Genomic DNA, 20,929 nt, shown 5'->3' with positions numbered 1-20,929 from the left:
GGCGAAGAGGCGGGTCGGGAAGCGGTCAGCCCTTGCCTTTGCCGGGGCCTCCGCCGTGGCCCTTGCCCGGGCCGCCGCCCTTGTCCTTGCCCTTCCCCTTGTCGCCGCCGGCCGGCCCGCTCTGCTGCACCGGCTGATCCGACGTGTCCTCCTGCTGCGGCTGCTCCGTCGTCGTGTCGACCGGGGTCACCGTGGCGGGCGGCGCCTGCACCGTCGGCGTCGGGCGCGGCGTCGTCGGGACGCTCTGCGGCTCCTCGCTCGCCGGCGCCATCATGCTGCCGAGGGCCAGGGTCGCCGCCACCGCGAGGATGGAGCCCGCGACCACTCCCCCCGTGAGGATGCCGCGACGGCGACGCCGGGTGGCCGGCAGCAGTCGCGTCGCGCCGGTGCCGGTAGCGTCCGCCTCGCCGCCCGCGGCGAGCGCCGCTCCATCCGCGGCGGCAGTCCCCCGCGGGTGCACGACCGTCGGCGCGGTGTCGCCGAGCGGGACGGTGGCCGCCTCGGGCTCCCAGCCCTCCAGCTCGGGCGCGAGCTCGCGCGCCATGACCGCGACCTCCAGCGCGTTCGGCCGGAGCTCCGGGTCGCGCGCGGTCATCGCGCCGAGCAGTCCGCGCCAGTCCTCCGGCAGCGACGCCGGGATGCGCGGGTCGCGCGCCGCCCGCGCGGCCACGGCCTCCACCGGCGTCCCCGGATACTCCCGCACGCCCGTCAGCGCCTCCAGCACGACGAGCCCGAGCGAGTAGATGTCCGCCGACGGCCCCGGCTCACCGCCGTAGATCTGCTCCGGGCTGAGATAGCCTGCCGTGCCGATGACGGTGCCGATCGTGGTGATCCGCTCCGAGCCGACGAGGTGCGCGATGCCGAAGTCGGCGAGCTTCACGACCGGCCGGCCGCCCGGCACGCTGGGGTCGGCGAGCAGGATGTTGCCCGGCTTCAGATCCCGGTGCACCATCCCCGCCTCATGCACGACCACCAGCGCCTCCGCGATGCCGGCAAGCACCTCGACCGCATCCTCCGGGTGCAGCGGCCCGTCCTCCAGCCGCGTGCGCAGATCTTCCCCGTCGACGAGCTCCATCACCAGGAAGCTCGGGGTGCTGTCGCCGTCGGCGGCGAGGTGCGCGTCGTGCAGTCCGACGAGGTGCGGGTGGCTCAGCCGGGCGAGCATCGTCGCCTCGGTGCGCCGTCGGGCATCGTCCACGGCTGTTCCCTGAGCGAACAGCTTCACGGCGACGTCGCGCTCCAGGCGCCGGTCGAACGCGCGGAACACCGTCGCCATTCCGCCGCGGCCCAGCCGGTCCCGCAGTTCATAGCGGTCGAGAAGCACTCGTTCGTCCACCGGGCGAGCATACGCGCCGATCACGTCGCCGTGAATCCGCCGACAGTCGGGTCCACCCCCGTTGCGCCGACGGCCGGGGTGGGGATGACTGGGAGGAGTGAAGCACGAACCGGAGCAGCCGCGGCCCGACACGGGCGTTCTCGAGGCGCTGCAGGTCTACCGTGCCGCCGAGGCCGCCATGCGCCGCCGCACCGGGGCTGCCATGGGCATCGGGGAGAACGACCTGCTGGCCCTCCGCCTCATCCTCGACAACACTGCAGCAGGCCGGCCGACGTTTGCGAAGGACGTGAGCGCCTACCTCGGCGTGTCGAGTGCCTCCACCACCCTGCTGGTCGACCGCCTGGTGCGCGCCGGCTTCCTGGAGCGCCGGCCCAGCAGCACCGACAAGCGGTCGGTGGAGCTGGTCCCGACCGGCGCAGCGCTCGGGGACACGGGCCCCCTGCTGGCTGCGGCCCAGGAGCAGATCGACGCGGCGACCGCGGAGCTCAGCCCCGACGAGGCGGAGACGGTGACCCGCTTCCTCACGAAGATGCGCGAGACGGTCGATCGCATCGCCTCGGAGCGCACTGCTAGGCCGAAGCGGAGCTGAAGTCAAGGGGATTGCTAGGCAATTGAAGCAGTCGTTTGCTGGTTCCTGTCTAGGAAAGGACACTTCTCCATGAACATCCTGCTCATCATCATCGCCATCATCGCGATCATCCTGCTGCTCACCGGAGGCTTCGTGCAGTCGCTGAACTTCCTCCTGTGGGTGGGCATCATCCTGCTCGTCCTGGCCGTGATCGTCTGGCTGGTGCGACTGCTCACCGGGAGCCGACGGGTCTAGGCCCGGAGGGAGGCACGGATGAGTCTCGGCGCTGGCATCTTCCTGGTCGTCATCGGGGCGATCCTCGCGTTCGCCCTCAATCTCCAGGTCGGCTGGATCGACCTGCACCTGGTGGGCTACATCCTGATGGTCGCCGGAGTCATCGGCATCATCATCGGGATCGTGCTGCTCACCCGGCGTCGCTCCTCCGTCGCCACCACCCGCACGGCCGTCGATCCTGCGACGGGCGAGCGTGTGACGCGACGCTCGAGCGAGTCGGACGACATCGTCTGACACTCTCCCTCTCGAACGACGAAGGCCCCGTGCGCGAGCACGGGGCCTTCGTCGTTGCGGGCGTCACTCCATCGTGTCGAGGATGCCCACCAGATCCTCGAAGGTCGTCAGCGGGTTCAGCACCGCGAACCGTGTGTTCGGACGGCCGGCGTGCGAGCTCGGCGTGACGAACGCCCGTTGCTCCTCCAGCAGCCGGGCGGACCACACGGCATAGTCCTCCTTGCTCCAGCCCTCGCGCTCGAACACGACCACCGAGAGCTGCGGCCGGCGCACCAGACGGAAGCCCTCCCGCCCCTCGATCTCGTCGGCGATCCGCTCGGCCAGGCGGATGGACGCGGTGACCGCGTCCCGGTACGCGGCGGCGCCGTGGGAGGCGAGCGAGAACCAGAACGGCAGACCGCGCGCCCGCCGGGTGAGGTGCGCGGCGTAGTCGGACGGGCTCCACTCCACCGTCTCGGTGAGGGTGTCGAGGTACTCGGCGTGCTGGGTGTGGGCGCGCCGGCCGGCCTCCGGGTCGCGGTAGATCAGGGCGCAGGCGTCGAACGGTGCGAACAGCCACTTGTGCGGGTCGACGATCACGGAGTCCGCGTCCTCCACGCCGGCGAACCGGTGCCGGGCGAGGGGCGACAGCATCCCGGCGAGGCCGTAGGCGCCGTCGACGTGCAACCAGAAGGAGAACTCCGACTTCAGGGCCGCGATCGAGGCGATGTCGTCGACGATGCCGAAGTTGGTGGAGCCGCCGGTGGCGACGACCGCGAACACCGCGTCGCCGTACTCCTCCAACGCCGAGCGCACCGCGTCCCCGGTGAGCACGCCGGACTCGCCGGGGGAGACCGCGACGACGTCCACGTCCATCACCCGGGCCGCCGACGACACCGACGAGTGCGCCTCCGAGCTGCACACGATGACCCAGCGCCCGGCCGGGTTGCCCCGCTCGGTGCGGGCCGCGTCGCGTGCGGCGACGAGCGCGGACAGGTTGCCGAGCGTCCCGCCCTGCACGAACACGCCGCCCGAGGTGGGCGGGAGCCCGAACTCGGAGGCGAGCCAGGAGAGCACCTGATTCTCGGCGTAGACGGCGCCCGAACCCTCCAACCACGATCCGCCGTAGACGGCGCTGGCGGAGACGACCAGGTCGAACGCGGTCGCGGCCTTGGTCGGCGCGGTCGGGATGAACGAGAGGTAGCGGGGGTGATCGGTCGTGATGCACGCGGGCGCGAGCACGTGCTCGAACAGCGCGAGCGCACGCTCGGCGCCGATCCCCCGCTCGGAGACGGTCTGCCCGGCGAGGCGGCGCAGCTCGAACTCCGGCAGCGGCTTGTCGAGCGGTGTGTCCTCGCTCAGGATGCGGCGGCGCGAGTACTCGAGCACCAGGTCGACGAGTTCCCGGGTCTCCGGGGTGACGGCGTGCATGCGCTCGGCGGACACGGTGGACTTCTCGGTCATGGAACCTCCCCGACCATGCTCGCACACAGAAGTACGCATCCGTTTGCCTCTGAACGCACGCAATCAGCGGATTGTGGACCAGGGTGCAAGATCCGTGCGCGCAGCAGTATCTCCCGCGCCGCCCTGCTACGGTCGAGCGGTGAGCGACACCCCCGCAGCCGACATCCCCGTCGACGAGGCGCTCGTCGCGCGCCTGCTCGCCGAGCAGCATCCCGACCTCGCGGGGCCGCTGCGGCTGGTGTCGGACGGCTGGGACAACCGTCTCTTCCGTCTCGGCGACGCCCTCGCCGTGCGCATCCCGCGCCGTGAGGTGGCCGCTCACCTCATCGAGCACGAGCAGTGGATGCTGCCCGCGATCGCTGCGCGTGCGAGCGTGCCCGTGCCCGCTCCGGTGCGCGTCGGCGTCCCGTCGGAGACCTTCCCCTGGCCGTGGAGCGTCGTCGAGTGGATGGACGGCATCGACGGCGCCTCGGTCGGTGCGGCCGAGCGCTCCGGCCTGGCCGGGCCACTGGGCCGCTTCCTCGGTGAGCTCGCCGTCCCGGCGCCGGACGCGCCGCGCAACCCGGTGCGCGGCGTCCCACTCGCGGACAGGCAGGAGGCCGTGGGTCTGCGGCTGCGGTCCCTCTCCGGCCGGCTGCAGGTCGCCGGCCTCGAGCAGGCCTGGCGCGAGGCGCTCGACGCGCCGCGCTGGGAGGGCCCTCCGCTGCTCCTGCACGGCGACCTCCACCCCGGCAACCTGCTGCTCGACGCCGAGGGCGGCCTGCGCGCGGTGCTCGACTTCGGCGACGTCACGTCCGGCGACCCCGCCACCGACCTCGCGACGGCGTGGCTGACCTTCGACGGGGATGCACGGGAGCGGTTCCGCACGGCGCTTCCGACCCCGCCGGATGCGGCCACCTGGCTCCGAGCACGCGGGTGGGCCGTCGCGATGGCCTCCGCTCTCGCGACCGCGTCGGACGACAACCCGCGCATGGCCGGCCTCGCCCGCCACGCGCTGGACCAGCTCGGTACGACTGACGACTGACGGCCGGAGCGTCAGCCCGCGCTCTCGTCGTCGACCGTGAGACCGAGCATCCGCAGCTCCTCCTGCGATCTCCCCGCCAGCTTGCGACCGAGCAGCGGCCGTCGGTCCGGGTGCACCTTGAGCCCCTTGGGGCCCCGCGCGAGCGGCTCCTCCCACCCGCGGTAGAGCGCGAGGACGCGGAACACGAACCCCGCCAGGAACGCGACCGCCACGCTCAGCCAGTACGGCACGCCCACCGCGTCGAGCACGATCCAGATCAGGCCAGTGCCCACCGCGGTCGCGATGAACCACTCGCCGCGGACGAACTGCTTCGGCGTCACCCCGCTGGTGACATCGATCAGGAAGCGTCCGGCGGTCGGCGCGATGACCGCGATGGCGAGCGCGCCGAGAATCGGGTAGCCGGCCTCCACCGCCTTCTGCGCCCCGATGATCGCGTACCACGGCAGCGAGAACGACGTCATGAACTGGAACAGCCCCTCGCGGAACAGCTGGCCTCCCGCGTACGCCACGTAGTAGCCGACGACGCCCGCCACCAGGCAGAACGCGATGTAGGCGGGGTTCGTGAACGCCGACGGCGGCTGCTCCAGGATCACGTCGCGCGTGACCCCGCCCGCGATGCCGCCGATGACGGCCATCAGCACGATCCCGACGAACGTGTAGTCGCGGAAGTGATCGGGGCGCCGGGCCAGCAGCGCGCCGTTGAGCGCGTTGGTCGTCGCCGCGATCAGGTCGACGAAGGTGCCTCCGCCGAACACCGTCCAGGTGCCGAGAGTGAGCTCGGTCGGGTGCATGCCGTCCCCCTCGTCCGCGGCGGAGCAGAGCGCCGCAGGCACACGGTAGCGAAGGGGGTGCCGGTACCGAGAGACAGCGTCCCGGAGGCTACAGGCCGCGCTCGTGCGTCGAGCCGATCACCTGCTGGCCATCCTCGTCGATGGCGATCAGCCCGGTGGAGCTCGCGGCCGCGGCGGCCAGCTTCTCGATCCACTCGCGGTCGAGCGTCGGAGGACGCGACCCCGTGAAGCGGAAGCGGAGCGGGATGGAGGGGTCGACCCAGATGGTCGTCCGGCCGTCGCCGTTGTCCGCGGACTCGCGCCAGCTCAGCGCGAAGGACTCCTTGCGCCGGAGCTTGGACACGATGACGACCTCGAGGTGCGCCAGCACCCGGTCGTCGAAGTTGATGACGGTGCTGCTGTCGTAGACCAGGTATCCCATGGCGCCTCCTGCGCACACGGTACCCCTTGACGGCCGTTTCAGAGGTGCGGCGCGGGACCGGAGAGCCGGTCCCGCGCCGTCACGCGTCAGAGGGGGCGGATGTCGGACGCCTGCAGGCCCTTCGGCCCACGGGTCGTCTCGTACTCGACCTTCTGGTTCTCTTCCAGGTTGCGGAATCCGCCGTTCGACTGGATCTCGCTGTAGTGGGCGAAGACGTCGGCCGAGCCGTCATCCGGAGCGATGAAGCCGTACCCCTTCTCCGTGTTGAACCATTTGACGGTGCCTGTGGCCATCGTTTTCTTTCCTTCGTGTTTCCAAATAGAGGGGCCGTGTGACGGCCCCGGGTGACCGCGCGTGACGCGGACGTGTACAGCCGGATCGGGATGGGCGGTCCGCGTCGCTGGGGTGCGGCGGATGCTCGTCAGGAGAGAACGGCAGGTCAGGTTCCGGCCAGCCTACAGGAGATCGCTGCGAACGGCTCAGGCGAGCGGCGTGATCGCCCGCACCGCGAGCACGGCGACGGCGACGGACAGGGCGATCGAAAGGGCCGCGGCGGGGGCAGGGCGCACGCGTGCACGCCGCGCAAGGGCGACGACGGCCGCCCCGACCGCCGCGAGGATGAGCAGCACGACGATCACCGCGACGAGCACCAGCCCGCCGTCCCCGTCGTTCCAGGTCGGGTCGATGGAGCCGAGGCCGAGCCATGCGCGGACGTAGGCGGCCGTCATCCCGGCGATGAGGAGAGGAGGGGCGGCGAGCAGGCCGCCGGCGAGCGCGACGCCGAGGAGGGCGAGCGCCCTCGGGAGCATCGGAGCGGATGCGGGCGCGGGAACCGTCATCCTCCGATCCCAGCACGGAACACCGCCACGCGGATCAGCCGATCGGATGATGTCGCCGCTGGCCCAGCGGGTGGAATACGGGTTTACTGGTATTCTCTGAGAGTTTTCTTAGCGGCGTGTCCTCCTGGTGGACACCTTCTGCCGCACACACCGACGAGGGGGAATCGTGAGCGACCCGACTGTGCCCGAGAACGAGCGACCGGCGGAGGGCGGGACGCCCGCCGCAGAGCCGCAGGCGACGCCGGAGGCCGCATCCGCGGCGGCTGAGCCGACGCCTGCGCCCGCTAAGCCGGCGCCCGCTCCTACCGCGCCGGACGCCCAGCCTCAGCCTCAGCCTCAGGCCGCGCCGGAACAGCCGAACCCGTACGCTGCGGCGCAGCCCGGCCCGTACGGCCAGCCGGCGGCGGAGAAGAAGAAGCCGGTCGTCCCGCGCTGGGTGTGGTGGGTCATCGGCGGTGCGCTCGCCTTCGCGGCCGTCGTCATCGTGGCGATCGTGCTGCTCGTGAACCTGCTCGGCGGTTCCGGCGCCAAGTCGGTCGCGCAGGAGTACCTGAACGACATCGCCAAGGGCAACGCCTCCGCCGCGAACAAGCTGGCGCGGCTCGATGCCGGCGACGAGGACTTCCTCCTGACGGACAAGGTGCTCGGCCAGGCGAAGCGGATCACCGCCCCGACCGCCACCCGCGCCCTCAGCAGCCGCAACTCCGACCTGACCCAGGTGAGCGTCACCTACAAGCTGGCGGGCAAGTCGTACCGCGGAACGATCGAGCTCGACAAGGACGACAAGGGCTGGTACGTCAGCCGCGGCCTGACCTACCAGCTGCCGTACGTGTCCTCCACCATCCCGGGCTTCTCCGTGCCGGGGGCGGAGCACTCCATCACGTCCGCCGACTCGGACACGCAGGCGTACCCGGGCGTCTACACCATCGAGGCGCCGAACAAGTTCTACGAGCTCGACGGCTCGCCCGTGCTGACCGTCGCCGCCGACACCTACCAGCTGAAGAACCTGAAGCTGACCCCGTCGAAGGCGTACCTGGACGAGGTGCAGAAGCAGGTGGACGCCCACTACGCCGAGTGCGCCGCCAAGACGTCGTACTACGACGTCGAGGACTGCGGGATCGAGCTGAGCTACCCGAGCAACATCGCCGTGTCCTCGTCGACCGTCGCCGTGAAAGTGGACGAGTCGCCGAAGGTGGCCATCGACGACGCCGACTCCTACTACCAGTTCAAGATCGGCCCGGGGAAGTTCTCCGCGGTCATCACCGGCAAGGACTTCAGCGGTAACCCCGCCACGGAGAGCCTGACCGGCGCGGCCGGCTACATCAGCGCCGACATCAAGATCGACGGCGACAAGGTCGTGGTCACCTTCAACTGAGGCGGACCCGCCCTGCGGAAACGAAGAAGTCCCCGGCCGGATCGGCCGGGGACTTCCTCGTTCGGGGCGACTTACCAGTCGTTCCCCACGCGGATCAGCTTCTTGTTGACGAACTCGTCCGCGCCGAAGCGGCCGAGCTCACGGCCCGAGCCGGAGCGCTTAACGCCGCCGAACGGCAGCTCCGCCCCATCGGCGAGCACGACGTTCACGAAGACCATGCCGGCCTCGATCCTGTCGGCGACGCGCTGCGCCTGCTCCTTGTCGGTCGTGTAGAGGTACGAGCCGAGGCCGAACGGTGTGTCGTTGGCGATGCGCACCGCGTCGTCCTCGTCCTTCGCGCGGAACACCTGCGCTACGGGTCCGAAGAACTCCTCCTTCGACGCGGGGTTCTCCGGGCTGACGTCCGTGAGCACGGTCGTCTCGAAGAAGGCGCCGTTGCGGCCGCCGCCGCGGACGAGCGTCGCGCCGTTCTCGACCGCGCGCTTGACCTGCTCGTCGAGGTTCTCGGCCGCCTTCAGCGACGAGAGCGGGCCGAGGGCGGAGTCCTCGCTGGTCGGGTCGGAGGCCTCCACCTCGGCGAGCTTCTCGGTGAACTTCGAGAGGAAGGAGTCGTACAGGCCGTCGATCACCACGAACCGCTTGGCGGCGTTGCAGGACTGGCCGCTGTTGTCGAGGCGCGCGTCCACCGCGTTCTGCACCGCCGCATCCAGGTCGTCGGTGGAGAGCAGGATGAACGGGTCGGAGCCGCCCAGCTCGAGCACGACCTTCTTGAGGTTGCGGCCGGCGATCTCGGCGACCTTCGCACCGGCACGCTCGGAGCCGGTGAGCGAGACGCCCTGCACCCGCGGGTCGGCGATGACCGTCTCGATCTGCGGGTGGCTGGCGTAGATGTTGACGTAGGCGCCCTCCGGGAAGCCGGCGTCGAGGAAGATCTGCTGGATCGCGGCGGCCGACTCCGGGCACTGCTCGGCGTGCTTGAGCAGGATGGTGTTGCCGATGATGAGGTTCGGGCCTGCGAAGCGGGCCACCTGGTAATAGGGGAAGTTCCACGGCATGATCCCGAGCAGCACCCCGAGCGGCGAGCGGCGCACGACGGCGGAACCCTCGCCGTCGAGCAGTTGGATGGGCTCGTCCTTCAGGAACTCGTCCGCGTGGTCTGCGTAGTACTCGTAGATGGCTCCGGCGAAGTCGACCTCGCCGAGCGCCTGCTCGACCGGCTTGCCCATCTCGAGCACGATGATGTCGGCCAGCTCCTGGCGTCGCTCCACGTGCAGTTCGCCGACGCGGCGGACGAGCGCGGCCCGGTCCTGCACCGACGTGGATCGCGACCAGGTGCGGAACGCATCGTCGGCTGCGGCGATCGCGGCCTGCAGGTCGTCGTCGCTGATGGTGTCGAAGGTCTTGACCGTCTCGCCGGTGGCGGGGTTGGTCACGGCGTAGCTCATGTCGCTCCTCTTCTTCGCTGAAACGGGTCTGGCCCAGTGTCGAGAATACGAGGTCCGGCCCTGCCATGTCTCGACACGTCGTCTACGGGTTCCGGATGCGCTGGACACGGCGTACAGGCGTCAGGCGCATCCTGAGCCTCCCCTCAGAGCGGTTGCCTTAACGCACGCGCAGCGTTCAATGGGCGCTGACCGCGCGCCCCGGGCGGCGGACGAGGGAGATTCGAGAATGGCACAGACAGTCAGCGAGTTCGTGATCGGGCGGCTCCGCGAGTGGGGCGTGCGGCGCGTGTTCGGCTACCCGGGCGACGGCATCGGCGAGTTCGACGGGATGCTCGGCAAGGCGGAAGGCGCGGGCGAGGGCCTGGAGTACATCCGGCCGACGCACGAGGAGATCTGCGCGTTCATGGCGACCGCGCACGCCAAGTTCACGGGCGAGGTCGGTGTCTGCATCGCCACCTCCAGCCCCGGCGGGTTCCACCTGATGAACGGTCTCTACGACGCCAAGATGGACAACCAGCCGGTCGTCGCCATCGTCGGCCAGCAGGGACTCAACTCCTTCGGCACGTTCAACCAGCAGGAGAGCAACCTCGAGCAGGCGTTCTCGGACGTCGCCGAGTACGTCCAGACGATCGTGTCGCCCGAGCAGGCGCAGGCGGTCGTCGACACCGCGTTCCGCACGGCGATCACACGCAAGCAGCCCTGCGTCGTCATCCTGCCGCACGACGTGCAGGGTCTGAAGATGGCCGAGCCGGGCGCCGAGATGTGGGTGTCGCGGTCCAGCGCCGTCGCTCCGTCGACCGAGATCGCGCCGCCCGCCGCCCAGCTGCACGCGGCCGCCGAGGTCATCAACGCCGGCGAGCGCGTCACGTTCCTGGTCGGAGCCGGCGCGGACGGCGCAACGGAGGAGGTGCTGCAGGCCGCCCGGCTGGCCGGGGCCGGCATCGTGACCACCCTGCGCGGCAAGCAGGTCGTGCCGGGCGATGTCCCGTTCCACACGCAGCAGGTGGGCCTCCTCGGCTCGCGGGCCAGCTACGACCAGATGCAGGGGTGCGACACCCTGGTGCTCCTCGGCACCAACTACCCGTACGGGCAGTTCCTGCCCAAGACCGGCCAGGCGCGGGCCGTGCAGATCGATCTGCGCCCGGAGCAGCTGGGGCTGCGGTACCCGACCGAGGTGAGTATCTGGGCCGACGTGAAGACGGCGCTCGCGGGCCTGCTCCCCCTGCTCACGCAGAAGACGGACCTGTCGTGGCAGGAGAAGGTGGCGGGCGACATGCGGGACTGGGATGCCGAGCTGGCGGCGCAGGCCGACAACCACTTCGACGACGCAGTGAACCCGCGGAAGGTGTACGCAGAGCTCGACAAGCGCCTCCCGGCCGGGGCCATCGTCACCTGCGACGCCGGCACGACCGCCGACTGGTACGGCCAGTACATCCGGCTGCGCGACGGGATGCGCGGCGACCTCTCCGGTCGCCTCGCCAGCATGCTCGCAGCCATGCCCTACGCCGAGGCCGCGAAGTTCGCCTACCCCGACCGGACCGTCGTCTGCACGATCGGCGACGGGGCATTCCAGATGCTCGGGATGAACGAGCTGATCACGCTGAAGAAGTATCTGTCGCGCTTCGACGACCCGACCTTCGTCGTGCTCGTGCTGCACAACGACGACCTCAGCCAGGTGTCGTGGGAGATGCGCACCGAGGACGCCAACCCGGTCTGGCCGACCTCGCAGCAGGTCGAGTCGGTGGACTACGCCGGCTGGGCGCGGCTGCTCGGCTTCCAGGGAATCACGGTCACCTCGGACGACGAGGTCGAGGCCGCGTGGGACACCGCGTTCGCTCATCGCGGCGTCACCGTGATCGACGCGCACACCGGCAAGAACGTCCCGCCGCTGCCCCCGCACATCACCTACGAGTTCGCGAAGAACACCGGCCTCGCACTGCTGAAGGGCGACCCGGACGGCATCGGCGCGATCAAGGACTCCGCCACGTCGCTCATCACCGAGGGCGTCGAGAAGGTGAAGGACGCACTGCACATCGACCGCGACTGAGCCCGCAAGCGTTGCGCACCCGCAAGGGGTGTCGTTCACGGTAGAAAGGACCCGTGAGCGACGACGAATCGGTGGAGGCCGCCCTGCGCGCGGCGGACGTGCTGATGCGGGTGGCCGCGCGCTCGGTCATGGAGGTCGACCACATCGTCACCTCGCCGCAGCTGCGCATCCTGGTGCGCATCGCGACCCGCGGCCCGCAGAACCCGGGCGACATCGCCACCGAGCTCGGCGTGCACGCCTCGAACGCGACCCGGGCCGCCGAGAAGCTGGTGCGGGCCGGTCTGATCGAACGCCAGGCGAACCCGGACGACCGCCGCTACGTGCGCCTCACCCTCACCCCCGACGGCGAGCGCCTCGTCGAGCGCGTCATCGGCCACCGCCGAGACGCGATCGCCGCCGTCATCGCGGCCATGCCGCCGGAAGATCGCGACGCCGCCGCCCGCGCCTTCGACTCGTTCGCCCGCGCCGCCGGAGTCGAGCCGTCGGACGACGGGCGGTTCACGCTGGCGCTGCACGACGCGAAGAGCTCCTGAGTTCTTCGACCGAATCGCTGCGAAACGGTCGAAGAACTCAGGAGCTCTGAGCTTGGCGGGTCGGTTACTGCGCCAGGGTGAGGAGCAGGTCGTCGCCGGGGGCGGTGGGCACGAACTCCGCCTCGATCTCGGCGCGGCCGAGCAGCTCGTTCATGCGGCGCTGGCGGTGCTTCGGGATGAGGGTGACGACCGTGCCCTGCTTGCCGGCGCGGCCGGTGCGGCCGGAGCGGTGCAGGTAGGTCTTGTACTCGTCCGGAGCGTCGGCCTGGATGACCAGGTCGATGTCGTCGACGTGGATGCCGCGGGCGGCGACGTCGGTCGCCACCAGCACGTTCACCCGGCCGCTGGTGAGCTGCGCCAGGTTGCGCGTGCGGCGCGACTGGTTCAGGTCGCCGTGCAGGCTGACGGCGGGGATGCCGGCGTCCTCCAGCTGGTCGGCGAGCATCTCGGCGAAGGCGCGGGTGCGGGCGAAGACCAGGGTCTTGCCGTCGCGGTCGGCGAGCTGCTCGATGATCGCGCCCTTGTCGCGGTGCTCGATCACCAGCACGCGGTGGTCGATGGTCGAGGACGCCTGGTCCTCGCCCGCCACCTCGTGCACGGCCGGGTCGACGAGGAACTCGTCGACGAGCTGCGCGACACCGGAGTCGAGCGTGGCGGAGAAGAGCAGCTTCTGGCCGCCCTCCGCGGTGTGACGCAGGATGCGCTGCACCGGCTCCAGGAAGCCCAGGTCGCACATGTGGTCGGCCTCGTCGAGCACCGTGATGACGACCTCGCTGAGGTCGAGACGGCCCTGCTCCACGAGGTCCTCGATGCGGCCGGGGGTGCCGATCACGATGTCGACGCCGCGCTGCAGCGCGCCCACCTGGCGGCCCTGCGGGACACCGCCGTAGATCTGCGTGGTGAAGAGGCCGACGCTGCGCGCGATCGGCTGCACGGTGCGGTCGATCTGGAGCGCGAGCTCACGGGTCGGGGCGAGGATCAGCGCGCGCGGGGCACGGCCCAGCTGGCGCTTGCCGCCCGACTTGCCCGACTCCGCCCACAGCTGCATGAGCCGCTCGGCGAGCGGGGCGCCGAAGGCGATGGTCTTGCCGGAGCCGGTGCGGCCGCGGCCGAGCACGTCCTTGCCCGCGAGCACGTCGGGGGCGGTGGCGGCCTGGATCGGGAACGGCTTGTCGGCGCCGAGCTCGGCCAGCGCGCGGACGATGTTGCCGCCGAGGCCCAGGTCGGCGAAGGTCACGCCGTCGACGTCCTCGGCCTGGATGGCCTCCGCCTCGAGCCGCTCGAGCACGACGTCGTCGGTCGGCTGGAAGGCCGGCTTCTCGTCGCGCGACGGGTAGAAGGAGGAGTCACGGCGGGGACGGTCGGCGCGGTCGTCGAACGAACGGCGCGGACGGTCGGCACGGTCGTCGAACTGGCGACGCGGACGGTCGTCGTACTCGCGGCGCGGACGGTCGGCACGGTCGTCGAACTGGCGACGCGGACGGTCGTCGAACGAGCGACGCGGACGCTCGGCACGGTCGTCGAACTGACGACGCGGACGGTCGTCGTTGTCGCGACGCGGACGGTCGGCGCGGTCGTCGAACGAGCGACGCGGACGCTCGGCACGGTCGTCGAACCGGCGACGCGGTCGGTCGTCGTACTCGCGACGCGGACGCTCGGCACGGTCGCCGGCATCCCGGCGCGGACGCTCCGAGCGGTCCTCGAACCGGCGCTGCGGACGGTCGTCGTAGTCACGACGCGGACGCTCCGCGCGGTCGTCGAACTGGCGACGCGGACGGTCGTCGTACTCGCGACGCGGACGGTCGTCGCGGTCGCGGCGCGGCGCCCGCTCCTCCCACACACGCTCGGTGCGGCGCGCGTCCTTGCCGCGGGGCTCCCAGTTGGGTCGCTCGCCGCGGCCACGGCCGCCGGCACTGTCGTCGCGGGCGCCGTAGACGGCACGGCCGCGCGCGGCGCGGTCCTCCGCGTTCCAGCGCGCCTTCTTGGGCGCAGCCGTCTCCTCGGCGCGGTAGCCGCGGTGCTTCGGGCTCCGCTGGCCGCCCTTGGGGGCGCCGCCGCGGGAGGGCTGCGATCGTCGGTCTTTGTTGTATCCGGGCATGGATGTGCTTTCTGGGTTGGTCTTGAGTGCGCGGCGGCACGCCGAAACGCACCGAATGATTCCCGGGCGAACTGTGTCCGGGGCCGTTCACGATTGATGTGATCCACACCGCCGATCGGGTGCGGAACCGGCCCACTTGACTGACAAACCCATCCGCGCGGCAGGCGCGGTGTCAAGAGCCGACTGATCTACTGTACCGGATGGATGCTGGGAGCGGGCTGCCGGTCTCCCTCGGCCTCCGCCGTCCCCCGGGGTATACAGGGACGTATGAGCTCTGCATCCGCCGAACACGTGGACGCCGTCGTCGTCGGATCCGGCCCCAACGGGCTGTCCGCGGCGGTGACGCTCGCCCGCGCGGGCCTCTCCGTCCGCGTCTACGAGCGCAACGCGACCGTCGGCGGCGGGCTGCGGACCGAGGAGGTGACCCTCCCGGGTTTCCGGCACGACATCTGCTCCGCGGTCCACCCGCTGGCCTTCGCCTCCGGCTTCTTCCGCCGCTTCGGGCTGGCCCGGCGCGTCCCCTTCGTCGTACCGACGGCCTCCTACGGCACCCCCCTCGACGGCGGCAGGGTCGCCATGGCGTACCTGGACCTCGAGCGCACGGCAGAGGACCTCGGCGTGGACGGCCCTGCCTGGCGCGCCCTGCTCGGACCTCTGGTGGAGCACGCGGACGCCGTGGCGCAGTTCACCGGCTCGGCGCTGCTGCAGGTGCCGCGGCATCCACTCGTCGCCGCCCGCTTCGGGTTGACTGCGCTCGCCCAGGGCGGTCCGTGGTGGGGCCTCCCGTTCCGCACCGAGGCGCCCGGCGCCCTGCTCGCGGGCGTGTTGGCGCACACGACGCTGCCGCTCCCGAGCGTCGCGGGGGCAGCGGCCGGCCTCACGCTCGCCACGTACGCCCACGCGCGCGGCTGGCCCATCCCGGCCGGCGGAAGCCAGTCCATCGCGGACGCGATGGTCGCCGACATCGAGGCGCACGGCGGCCAGGTGGTGACAGGGACGCCGGTCGAGTCGCTGGCGGAGCTCCCGGAGTCGCGCGTCGTCGTCTTCGACACCCACGTGGCGGATGCGGCCCGCCTCGCCGGCGACCGCCTCGCGCCCGGCTACCTTCGCCGCGTCGGGCGGTTCCGCGACGGCAACGGCGTCTTCAAGGCCGACTTCGCGTTGGCCGGGCCCGTGCCGTGGACGAACCCCGAGCTGTTCGAGACCGCCACCGTTCACCTGGGCGGCAGCCGCCGCGACATCGCCGCCGCCGAGAACGCGGTCGCCGCCGGCCGCGAGAGCGACCCGCCCTACGTGCTGGTGTCGCAACCGTCCCTGTTCGACGGGACGCGTGCCCCCGCGGGCAAGCACGTGCTGTGGACGTACACGCACGTGCCGCGCGGTTCGGCCGAGGACCGCACCGAGGCGATCATCCGGCGCATCGAGCAGTTCGCGCCGGGCTTCCGCGACCTCATCCTGGGCACCTCCACGATGACGGCGGCGCAGATGGAGCAGCACAACCCGAACTACCACGGCGGCGACATCTCGGCCGGTTCGCCGGACTTCGGCCAGCTGGTCGCGCGTCCTGTGCTCTCCTCCGACCCGTGGCGGATGCCGGGCCACGGGCTGTACCTGGCCTCCGCGTCCGCCGCTCCCGGGCCGGGAGTGCACGGACTGGGCGGCTACTACGCGGCCCGCAGCGCGCTCCGGCACGCGTTCGGCGTCACGCGGATGCCCGACCTCTCCCCCGCACCGGACCAGGTCGCCGCGCCGCCCCCGCCGTTCCCCATCCCCGACTCCATCACGCCGCCGACCCTCCGGGAGCCCTGAATGTCCGTCAACGTCCGCCGCATGGCCTGCACCCCGGAGCAGGTCTTCTCCGCCCTCGCCGACCCGTGGGTGTATCCGACCTGGGTGGTGGGCGCGTCCCGGCTCCGCGCGGCCGACGACCGATACCCCTCGACCGGTTCGCGCCTGCACCATTCGGTCGGCGTCTGGCCGCTCGTGCTCAACGACGAGACCAGGGTCGATGTCTGGGAGCCGCCGCGGAAGATGGTGCTCGAGGCGAAGACGCGCCCGTTCGGCACCGAGCGGGTGATCATCGAGGTGCGGCCGCGGGGCAGCGGGTGCGTGGTCAGGATGGAGGAGTTCCCGAACTCCGGGCCGGTCGCGCTCATCCCGGAGGCGATCGCGGACGCGATCCTGCACATCCGCAACCGGGAGAGCCTGCGTCGCCTGGAGTGGGTGGCGCGGGGGCGCGCCGCCGTCTGACGACGCGCCCTCCGCGCTGCTGGCGCCGCGACGCTAGGCCGAGACCGCCTTGGCGTCCCTGCCGCGCGTCGACTCCACCGTGATCTTCCGCGGCTTCGCCCGCTCGGCGATCGGGATCATCACGCTCAGCACACCGTTGTCGTACGACGCGGTGATGCCCTCGGGATCGACGTCGTCGCCGATGGTGAACTGCCGCAGGTACGCGCCGTACGGCCGCTCCTGGGCGAGCCACCGGGCGCCGTCGCGGTCGGCGGCGCTGCGCACGGCGCGGATGGTCAGGAGGTGGCCGTCGACGTCGACGTCGACCGACGCCGGGTCGGCGCCGGGCAGGTCGGCGTTCAGGATGTAGCGGTCGCCCTCACGGAACAGGTCGACCGGCATGAGGCGCGGCTGGCGGCTCGTGTCGAAGACGCTCTGAGCGATCCGGTCCAACTGCGAGAAAGGATCGAACGACATGGCCATCGGATGTACCCCTTTCTTCGATTGAGCTGGTGAGGGGCTCTTTCGCCCCTCTTTTCGACCCAAGATTTTAGCACTCTCGATTGGAGAGTGCCAAGTGCTTTCCCTCTCTGTCAACCCGGTTCCCTCCCGGCTCGCCGAGGCCTACGGTGACCGGTGTCCATCGAGCAGAAGGGACCCACCGTGGCCGCAAGCCAGACCAAGACCGCGAGCAAGAGCACCGCGAAGAAGACCGCACCGAAGACCGCGGCCGTGCGCCGCACGAGCACCGTCGGCGTCGCGCCCACGCGGCGCGAGCACGCCGAGCACGGCTTCGTCGCCTCGGCCGAGCTCGCGCAGAACCTGCAGCGTGTGCACGTCGACCTGATCGAGCTCCACCTGCAGGGCAAGCAGGCGCACTGGAACGTCGTCGGCCGCAACTTCCGCGACCTGCACCTGCAGCTGGACGAGATCGTGGAGGCCGCCCGCGAGTTCAGCGACGACGTCGCCGAGCGCCTGCGCGCGCTGCACGCCACCCCCGACGGCCGCAGCGCGACCGTGGCCGAGCAGACGAGCCTCCCCGAGTTCCCGAACGGCGAGGTCGACACGACCGAGACGGTCGACCTGATCACCGAGCGGCTTGAGGCGGTCGTCCGGACCATGCGCGACGTGCACGACGACGTCGACGAGGAGGACCCGACCTCGGCCGACCTGCTGCACGCGATCATCGAGCGGCTCGAGCAGTTCGCCTGGATGGTCAGCGCAGAGAACCGCACGCCCAGCCGGGCCTGAGCCGGCGCGGGGGTGCGGCCGACGCCTTCCCGGTCGCACCCCCACGCTGCACGAAACGCCGCCGTCACACGCCGCGGCTACCATCGAGGCGTGCCGACCGTGATCCGCCCAGAGCCTCCTCGCCAGCCCGACCTCGAGGAGCTGCTGCGGCTGAGCGACGAGTTCGCGTTCTCGCTCTACCCCGCCGAGAGCTGCTATCTGCTGGATGTCGCGGAGCTGGAGAGGCCGGGCGTCACGGTGTTCGCGGCGCGGGTCGACGGCCGTGCGCTGGGGATCGCAGCGCTCGTTCTCGGTGCGTCGGGAGAGGCCGAGCTGAAGCGGATGTTCGTGCACGAGGACGCACGGGGCCAGGGCCTTGCCCGGCAGCTGCTCGGCGCGGTCGAGGAGGTCGCCACGGCCGCCGGGGTCGCCGAGCTGCGGCTCGAGACCGGCCCGTTGCAGCACGCGGCGATCGCGCTGTACGAGCGGGCGGGTTACGTCCGCATCCCCAACTTCGGCCCCTACGCGGGCGACCCGTACTCGGTCTGCTACGCGAAGCCGCTGCCGCAGGCCGCGCCCACGTCCTGAGCGGCGCGCCAGGCCGCGCGGGCCGGGTCAGCTGCCCCGGATGCGGCGGGAGAGCTCCGCGGCCGCCGCGCGGACCCGGTCGGCCAGGGCGTCCCATTCGTCGGGCGGCAGGTTCTCGCGCGGGAAGGTGACGGCGATGCCCGCGGCCGGCCAGCCGGCGTGGTCGCGCACCGACACCGCGACCGAGGCGAAGCCCGGGGTCACGTCGCCGTCCTCGGTCGCGTAGCCGCGCTCCCGCGCCTCCGCGACGAGGCGGCGCAGCTCCGGATACGAGTGCGGACCGGAGCCGGTGCGATCCTCGAAGGCGGCGGCATCCGGGTACAGCGCCCGCAGCTGCTCGGCGGGCAGCGTGGCCAGCAGCGCGCGTCCGCTCGCCGTCAGGTGGGCGGGCAGCCGCACGCCCACGTCCGTGACCAGGCGCGGCCGGCGGCGCGCCCGCTCCTCCACGATGTAGACGACGTCGCGCCCGTGCAGCACCGCGACGTGACCGGACTCGCCGATCGCGTCGACGAGGGCGGCCACGATCGGCCGCCCGAGCCGGCTCAGGGGCTGCTGCCGCGAGAACCCGCTGGAGAGTTCGTACGCGGCGACCCCCAGCCCGTAGCGGCGCGCCTCAGGGAAGTGCAGCACATAGCCGTGCTCGGACAGCACCGCGAGCAGATGGTAGACCGTGGACCGCGGCAGCCCGAGCGCGGACGCGATGGCGGCGGCGGGGACCGGCCCGCGCTGGGCACCGAGGAAGCCGAGGATGCGCAGCGTGTTCTCGGCCGCCGGGACCTTGCTCATCCCACCTCCGCTTCGTCTGGGATACCGGACACCGAGCAGCCTAGCCCCGGTCCGCCTCCGGTCGCCCGGCGCGATGATCGGTGCATGCTCCAGACCCAGACCATCACCGTGACCGTGGGCGCGGGCCCGCTGACCATCGACGAGGTCGTCGCCGTCGCGCGCCACGGCGCGCGCGTCGAGCTCGACCCCGCCGCGCTCGACGGCGTCGCCGCCTCCCGGGCGATCGTCGAGGCGCTGGCCGACGACGCCGAGCCGCACTACGGCATCTCCACCGGCTTCGGCGCTCTCGCCACCACGTTCATCCCCGGCGACCGCCGGGCGCAGCTGCAGGCGAGCCTCGTCCGTTCGCACGCGGCCGGCTCCGGGCCGGAGGTCGAGGAGGAGGTGGTCCGCGCGCTCATGCTGCTCCGGCTCTCCACCCTGATGACCGGCCGCACCGGCGCCCGGCCGCAGACCGTCGAGACGTACGCCGCGCTGCTCAACGCCGGGATCACGCCCGTCGTCCACGAGTACGGCTCGCTCGGCTGCTCGGGCGACCTCGCGCCGCTCGCCCACTGCGCCCTCGCGGCGATGGGCGAGGGCAGCGTCCGCGTCGGCGGCGAACTGCGCGACGCCGGCGACGCGCTGGCCGAGGCCGGCATACCGCCGGTCGTGCTCGCCGAGAAGGAGGGCCTCGCGCTCATCAACGGAACCGACGGGATGCTCGGCATGCTCGCCCTCGCCATCCACGACCTCCACGGGCTCCTCACCGACGCCGACATCGCTGCGGCGATGAGCGTCGAGGCGCTGCTCGGAACGGACGCGGTGTTCGCCGACGACCTGCAGCGGCTGCGCCCTCAGGCCGGGCAGGCCGTCTCGGCCGCGAACCTTCGGGCCATGCTCGCCGGCTCCCCGATCGTCGCGAGCCACAAGGGACCCGAGTGCACGCGCGTGCAGGACGCGTACTCGCTGCGCTGCTCCCCGCAGGTGCACGGCGCGGCGCGCGACACCCTCGCGCACGCCGAGCTGGTCGCCGGGCGCGAGCTCGCCTCCGCGGTCGACAACCCGGTCCTGACCCTCGACGGGCGGGTGGAGTCGAACGGCAACTTCCACGGCGCCCCGGTCGGGTACGTGCTCGACTTCCTCGCCATCGCGGTGGCGGATGTCGCGAGCATGTCCGAGCGGCGCACCGACCGCTTCCTCGACCCTGCGCGCAACCAGGGGCTCCCGCCGTTCCTGGCGCACGAGGTCGGCGTCGACTCCGGGCTGATGATCGCGCAGTACACGGCGGCCGGCATCGTCTCCGAGTTGAAGCGGCTGGCGGCGCCGGCGTCGGTGGACAGCATCCCGTCGTCGGCCATGCAGGAGGACCACGTGTCGATGGGCTGGGCAGCCGCCCGCAAGCTGCGCCGCGCGCTCGACGGACTCGCCCGCGTGATCGCGATCGAGGCGATGACCGCGGCCCGCGCCGCCGACCTGCGCGCCCCGCTCCGCCCCGGCCCGCGCACCGGAGCCGTCATCGCCGCCCTGCGCACCGTCGTGCCGGGCGCCGGGCCCGACCGCCACCTCTCCCCCGAGATCGAGGCCGCGCACGCCCTGGTCGCCTCCGGCGCCCTCCGCGCCGCCGCCGCCCTCCCCCTCTCCTGACTCCCCACCCCCAGACCCCAGC

The 20,929-nt window shown here is 71.7% G+C and carries 22 protein-coding genes; 12 read left to right on the top strand and 10 right to left on the bottom strand.

Translation table 11 applies throughout. The features are described 5' to 3' along the window. Positions 1-25: 25 nt before the first annotated feature. On the bottom strand, positions 26-1,336 hold the full coding sequence (locus tag P5G59_RS07780; RefSeq protein WP_301217622.1) for a serine/threonine-protein kinase: 1,311 nt from the start codon (positions 1,334-1,336) through the stop codon (positions 26-28). A gap of 97 nt (positions 1,337-1,433) precedes the next feature. Between P5G59_RS07780 and P5G59_RS07775 the strand changes: the two genes are divergently transcribed. The 3 genes from P5G59_RS07775 to P5G59_RS07765 all read left to right on the top strand — a co-directional run bounded on the left by P5G59_RS07775 (position 1,434) and on the right by P5G59_RS07765 (position 2,432). Further along, a complete protein-coding gene (locus tag P5G59_RS07775) occupies positions 1,434-1,925 on the top strand; it encodes a MarR family winged helix-turn-helix transcriptional regulator (protein WP_301217621.1) in 492 nt (163 codons plus the stop codon). Between the two features lie 69 nt (positions 1,926-1,994). Further along, positions 1,995-2,159, top strand: coding sequence for a hypothetical protein (locus P5G59_RS07770; RefSeq protein ID WP_167552371.1), 165 nt, complete (start codon positions 1,995-1,997; stop codon positions 2,157-2,159). Between the two features lie 18 nt (positions 2,160-2,177). Beyond that, positions 2,178-2,432, top strand: a complete 255-nt coding sequence (locus tag P5G59_RS07765) for a DUF6458 family protein (protein WP_301217616.1) — start codon at positions 2,178-2,180, stop codon at positions 2,430-2,432. 63 nt (positions 2,433-2,495) lie between these two features. Here the strand turns inward: P5G59_RS07765 and P5G59_RS07760 are convergent, their stop codons facing one another. Beyond that, positions 2,496-3,875: a pyridoxal phosphate-dependent decarboxylase family protein gene (locus tag P5G59_RS07760; protein WP_301217613.1), complete on the bottom strand. Its 1,380-nt coding sequence runs from the start codon at positions 3,873-3,875 to the stop codon at positions 2,496-2,498. 139 nt (positions 3,876-4,014) lie between these two features. On the opposite strand from P5G59_RS07760, the gene P5G59_RS07755 reads away from it, so the two are divergent. Further along, complete coding sequence (locus P5G59_RS07755; RefSeq protein ID WP_301217611.1) at positions 4,015-4,899, top strand: aminoglycoside phosphotransferase family protein; 885 nt, start codon at positions 4,015-4,017, stop codon at positions 4,897-4,899. Between the two features lie 11 nt (positions 4,900-4,910). Here the strand turns inward: P5G59_RS07755 and P5G59_RS07750 are convergent, their stop codons facing one another. From P5G59_RS07750 to P5G59_RS07735, 4 genes are all read right to left on the bottom strand, one after another. After that, positions 4,911-5,690, bottom strand: coding sequence for a TRIC cation channel family protein (locus P5G59_RS07750; protein ID WP_301217609.1), 780 nt, complete (start codon positions 5,688-5,690; stop codon positions 4,911-4,913). Between the two features lie 88 nt (positions 5,691-5,778). Then, a complete protein-coding gene (locus P5G59_RS07745) occupies positions 5,779-6,111 on the bottom strand; it encodes a DUF7882 family protein (RefSeq protein ID WP_301217607.1) in 333 nt (110 codons plus the stop codon). A gap of 86 nt (positions 6,112-6,197) precedes the next feature. Then, positions 6,198-6,404, bottom strand: a complete 207-nt coding sequence (locus P5G59_RS07740; RefSeq protein ID WP_301217605.1) for a cold-shock protein — start codon at positions 6,402-6,404, stop codon at positions 6,198-6,200. 186 nt (positions 6,405-6,590) lie between these two features. Further along, positions 6,591-6,950, bottom strand: a complete 360-nt coding sequence (locus P5G59_RS07735; RefSeq protein WP_301217603.1) for a hypothetical protein — start codon at positions 6,948-6,950, stop codon at positions 6,591-6,593. 166 nt (positions 6,951-7,116) lie between these two features. Here P5G59_RS07735 and P5G59_RS07730 point away from each other — a divergent pair, with 166 nt between their 5' ends. Beyond that, positions 7,117-8,325 (top strand): nuclear transport factor 2 family protein, encoded by a 1,209-nt coding sequence (locus P5G59_RS07730; protein ID WP_301217601.1) that lies wholly within the window; start codon positions 7,117-7,119, stop codon positions 8,323-8,325. 71 nt (positions 8,326-8,396) lie between these two features. Here P5G59_RS07730 and P5G59_RS07725 read toward each other — a convergent pair whose 3' ends face one another. Beyond that, complete coding sequence (locus tag P5G59_RS07725; protein WP_301217599.1) at positions 8,397-9,770, bottom strand: NAD-dependent succinate-semialdehyde dehydrogenase; 1,374 nt, start codon at positions 9,768-9,770, stop codon at positions 8,397-8,399. Between the two features lie 226 nt (positions 9,771-9,996). Between P5G59_RS07725 and P5G59_RS07720 the strand changes: the two genes are divergently transcribed. Beyond that, positions 9,997-11,817: a thiamine pyrophosphate-requiring protein gene (locus tag P5G59_RS07720; protein WP_301217597.1), complete on the top strand. Its 1,821-nt coding sequence runs from the start codon at positions 9,997-9,999 to the stop codon at positions 11,815-11,817. 53 nt (positions 11,818-11,870) lie between these two features. After that, complete coding sequence (locus P5G59_RS07715) at positions 11,871-12,350, top strand: MarR family winged helix-turn-helix transcriptional regulator (protein WP_301217595.1); 480 nt, start codon at positions 11,871-11,873, stop codon at positions 12,348-12,350. Between the two features lie 64 nt (positions 12,351-12,414). Here P5G59_RS07715 and P5G59_RS07710 read toward each other — a convergent pair whose 3' ends face one another. Further along, complete coding sequence (locus tag P5G59_RS07710; protein WP_301217593.1) at positions 12,415-14,448, bottom strand: DEAD/DEAH box helicase; 2,034 nt, start codon at positions 14,446-14,448, stop codon at positions 12,415-12,417. 267 nt (positions 14,449-14,715) lie between these two features. Here P5G59_RS07710 and P5G59_RS07705 point away from each other — a divergent pair, with 267 nt between their 5' ends. Further along, the gene (locus P5G59_RS07705; RefSeq protein ID WP_301217591.1) at positions 14,716-16,257 is read left to right on the top strand and encodes a phytoene desaturase family protein; all 1,542 of its coding nucleotides are present in this window, start codon (positions 14,716-14,718) and stop codon (positions 16,255-16,257) included. Beyond that, positions 16,258-16,698: an SRPBCC family protein gene (locus P5G59_RS07700; protein WP_301217589.1), complete on the top strand. Its 441-nt coding sequence runs from the start codon at positions 16,258-16,260 to the stop codon at positions 16,696-16,698. Between the two features lie 33 nt (positions 16,699-16,731). On the opposite strand, the gene P5G59_RS07695 is transcribed toward P5G59_RS07700, so the two are convergent. Next, positions 16,732-17,160 carry an Hsp20/alpha crystallin family protein gene (locus tag P5G59_RS07695; RefSeq protein ID WP_435871248.1) on the bottom strand — a complete coding sequence of 143 codons (429 nt, stop codon included), beginning with the start codon at positions 17,158-17,160 and terminating at the stop codon, positions 16,732-16,734. A gap of 249 nt (positions 17,161-17,409) precedes the next feature. Between P5G59_RS07695 and P5G59_RS07690 the strand changes: the two genes are divergently transcribed. Continuing rightward, on the top strand, positions 17,410-17,928 hold the full coding sequence (locus tag P5G59_RS07690; RefSeq protein WP_301218798.1) for a Dps family protein: 519 nt from the start codon (positions 17,410-17,412) through the stop codon (positions 17,926-17,928). 90 nt (positions 17,929-18,018) lie between these two features. Further along, the gene (locus P5G59_RS07685; protein WP_301217585.1) at positions 18,019-18,495 is read left to right on the top strand and encodes a GNAT family N-acetyltransferase; all 477 of its coding nucleotides are present in this window, start codon (positions 18,019-18,021) and stop codon (positions 18,493-18,495) included. 27 nt (positions 18,496-18,522) lie between these two features. On the opposite strand, the gene P5G59_RS07680 is transcribed toward P5G59_RS07685, so the two are convergent. Beyond that, positions 18,523-19,281, bottom strand: a complete 759-nt coding sequence (locus P5G59_RS07680) for an IclR family transcriptional regulator (protein ID WP_301217583.1) — start codon at positions 19,279-19,281, stop codon at positions 18,523-18,525. Positions 19,282-19,365: 84 nt separating this feature from the next. Between P5G59_RS07680 and hutH the strand changes: the two genes are divergently transcribed. Then, a complete protein-coding gene (hutH, locus tag P5G59_RS07675) occupies positions 19,366-20,907 on the top strand; it encodes a histidine ammonia-lyase (protein WP_301217581.1) in 1,542 nt (513 codons plus the stop codon). Positions 20,908-20,929: the final 22 nt, after the last annotated feature.

It is taken from the genome of Leifsonia virtsii, assembly GCF_030433675.1.
GTDB classification, from domain to species: domain Bacteria; phylum Actinomycetota; class Actinomycetes; order Actinomycetales; family Microbacteriaceae; genus Leifsonia; species Leifsonia virtsii.
The sequence above is the reverse complement of the archived record's forward strand: the minus strand, read 5'-3'. Positions and strand labels throughout refer to the sequence as shown.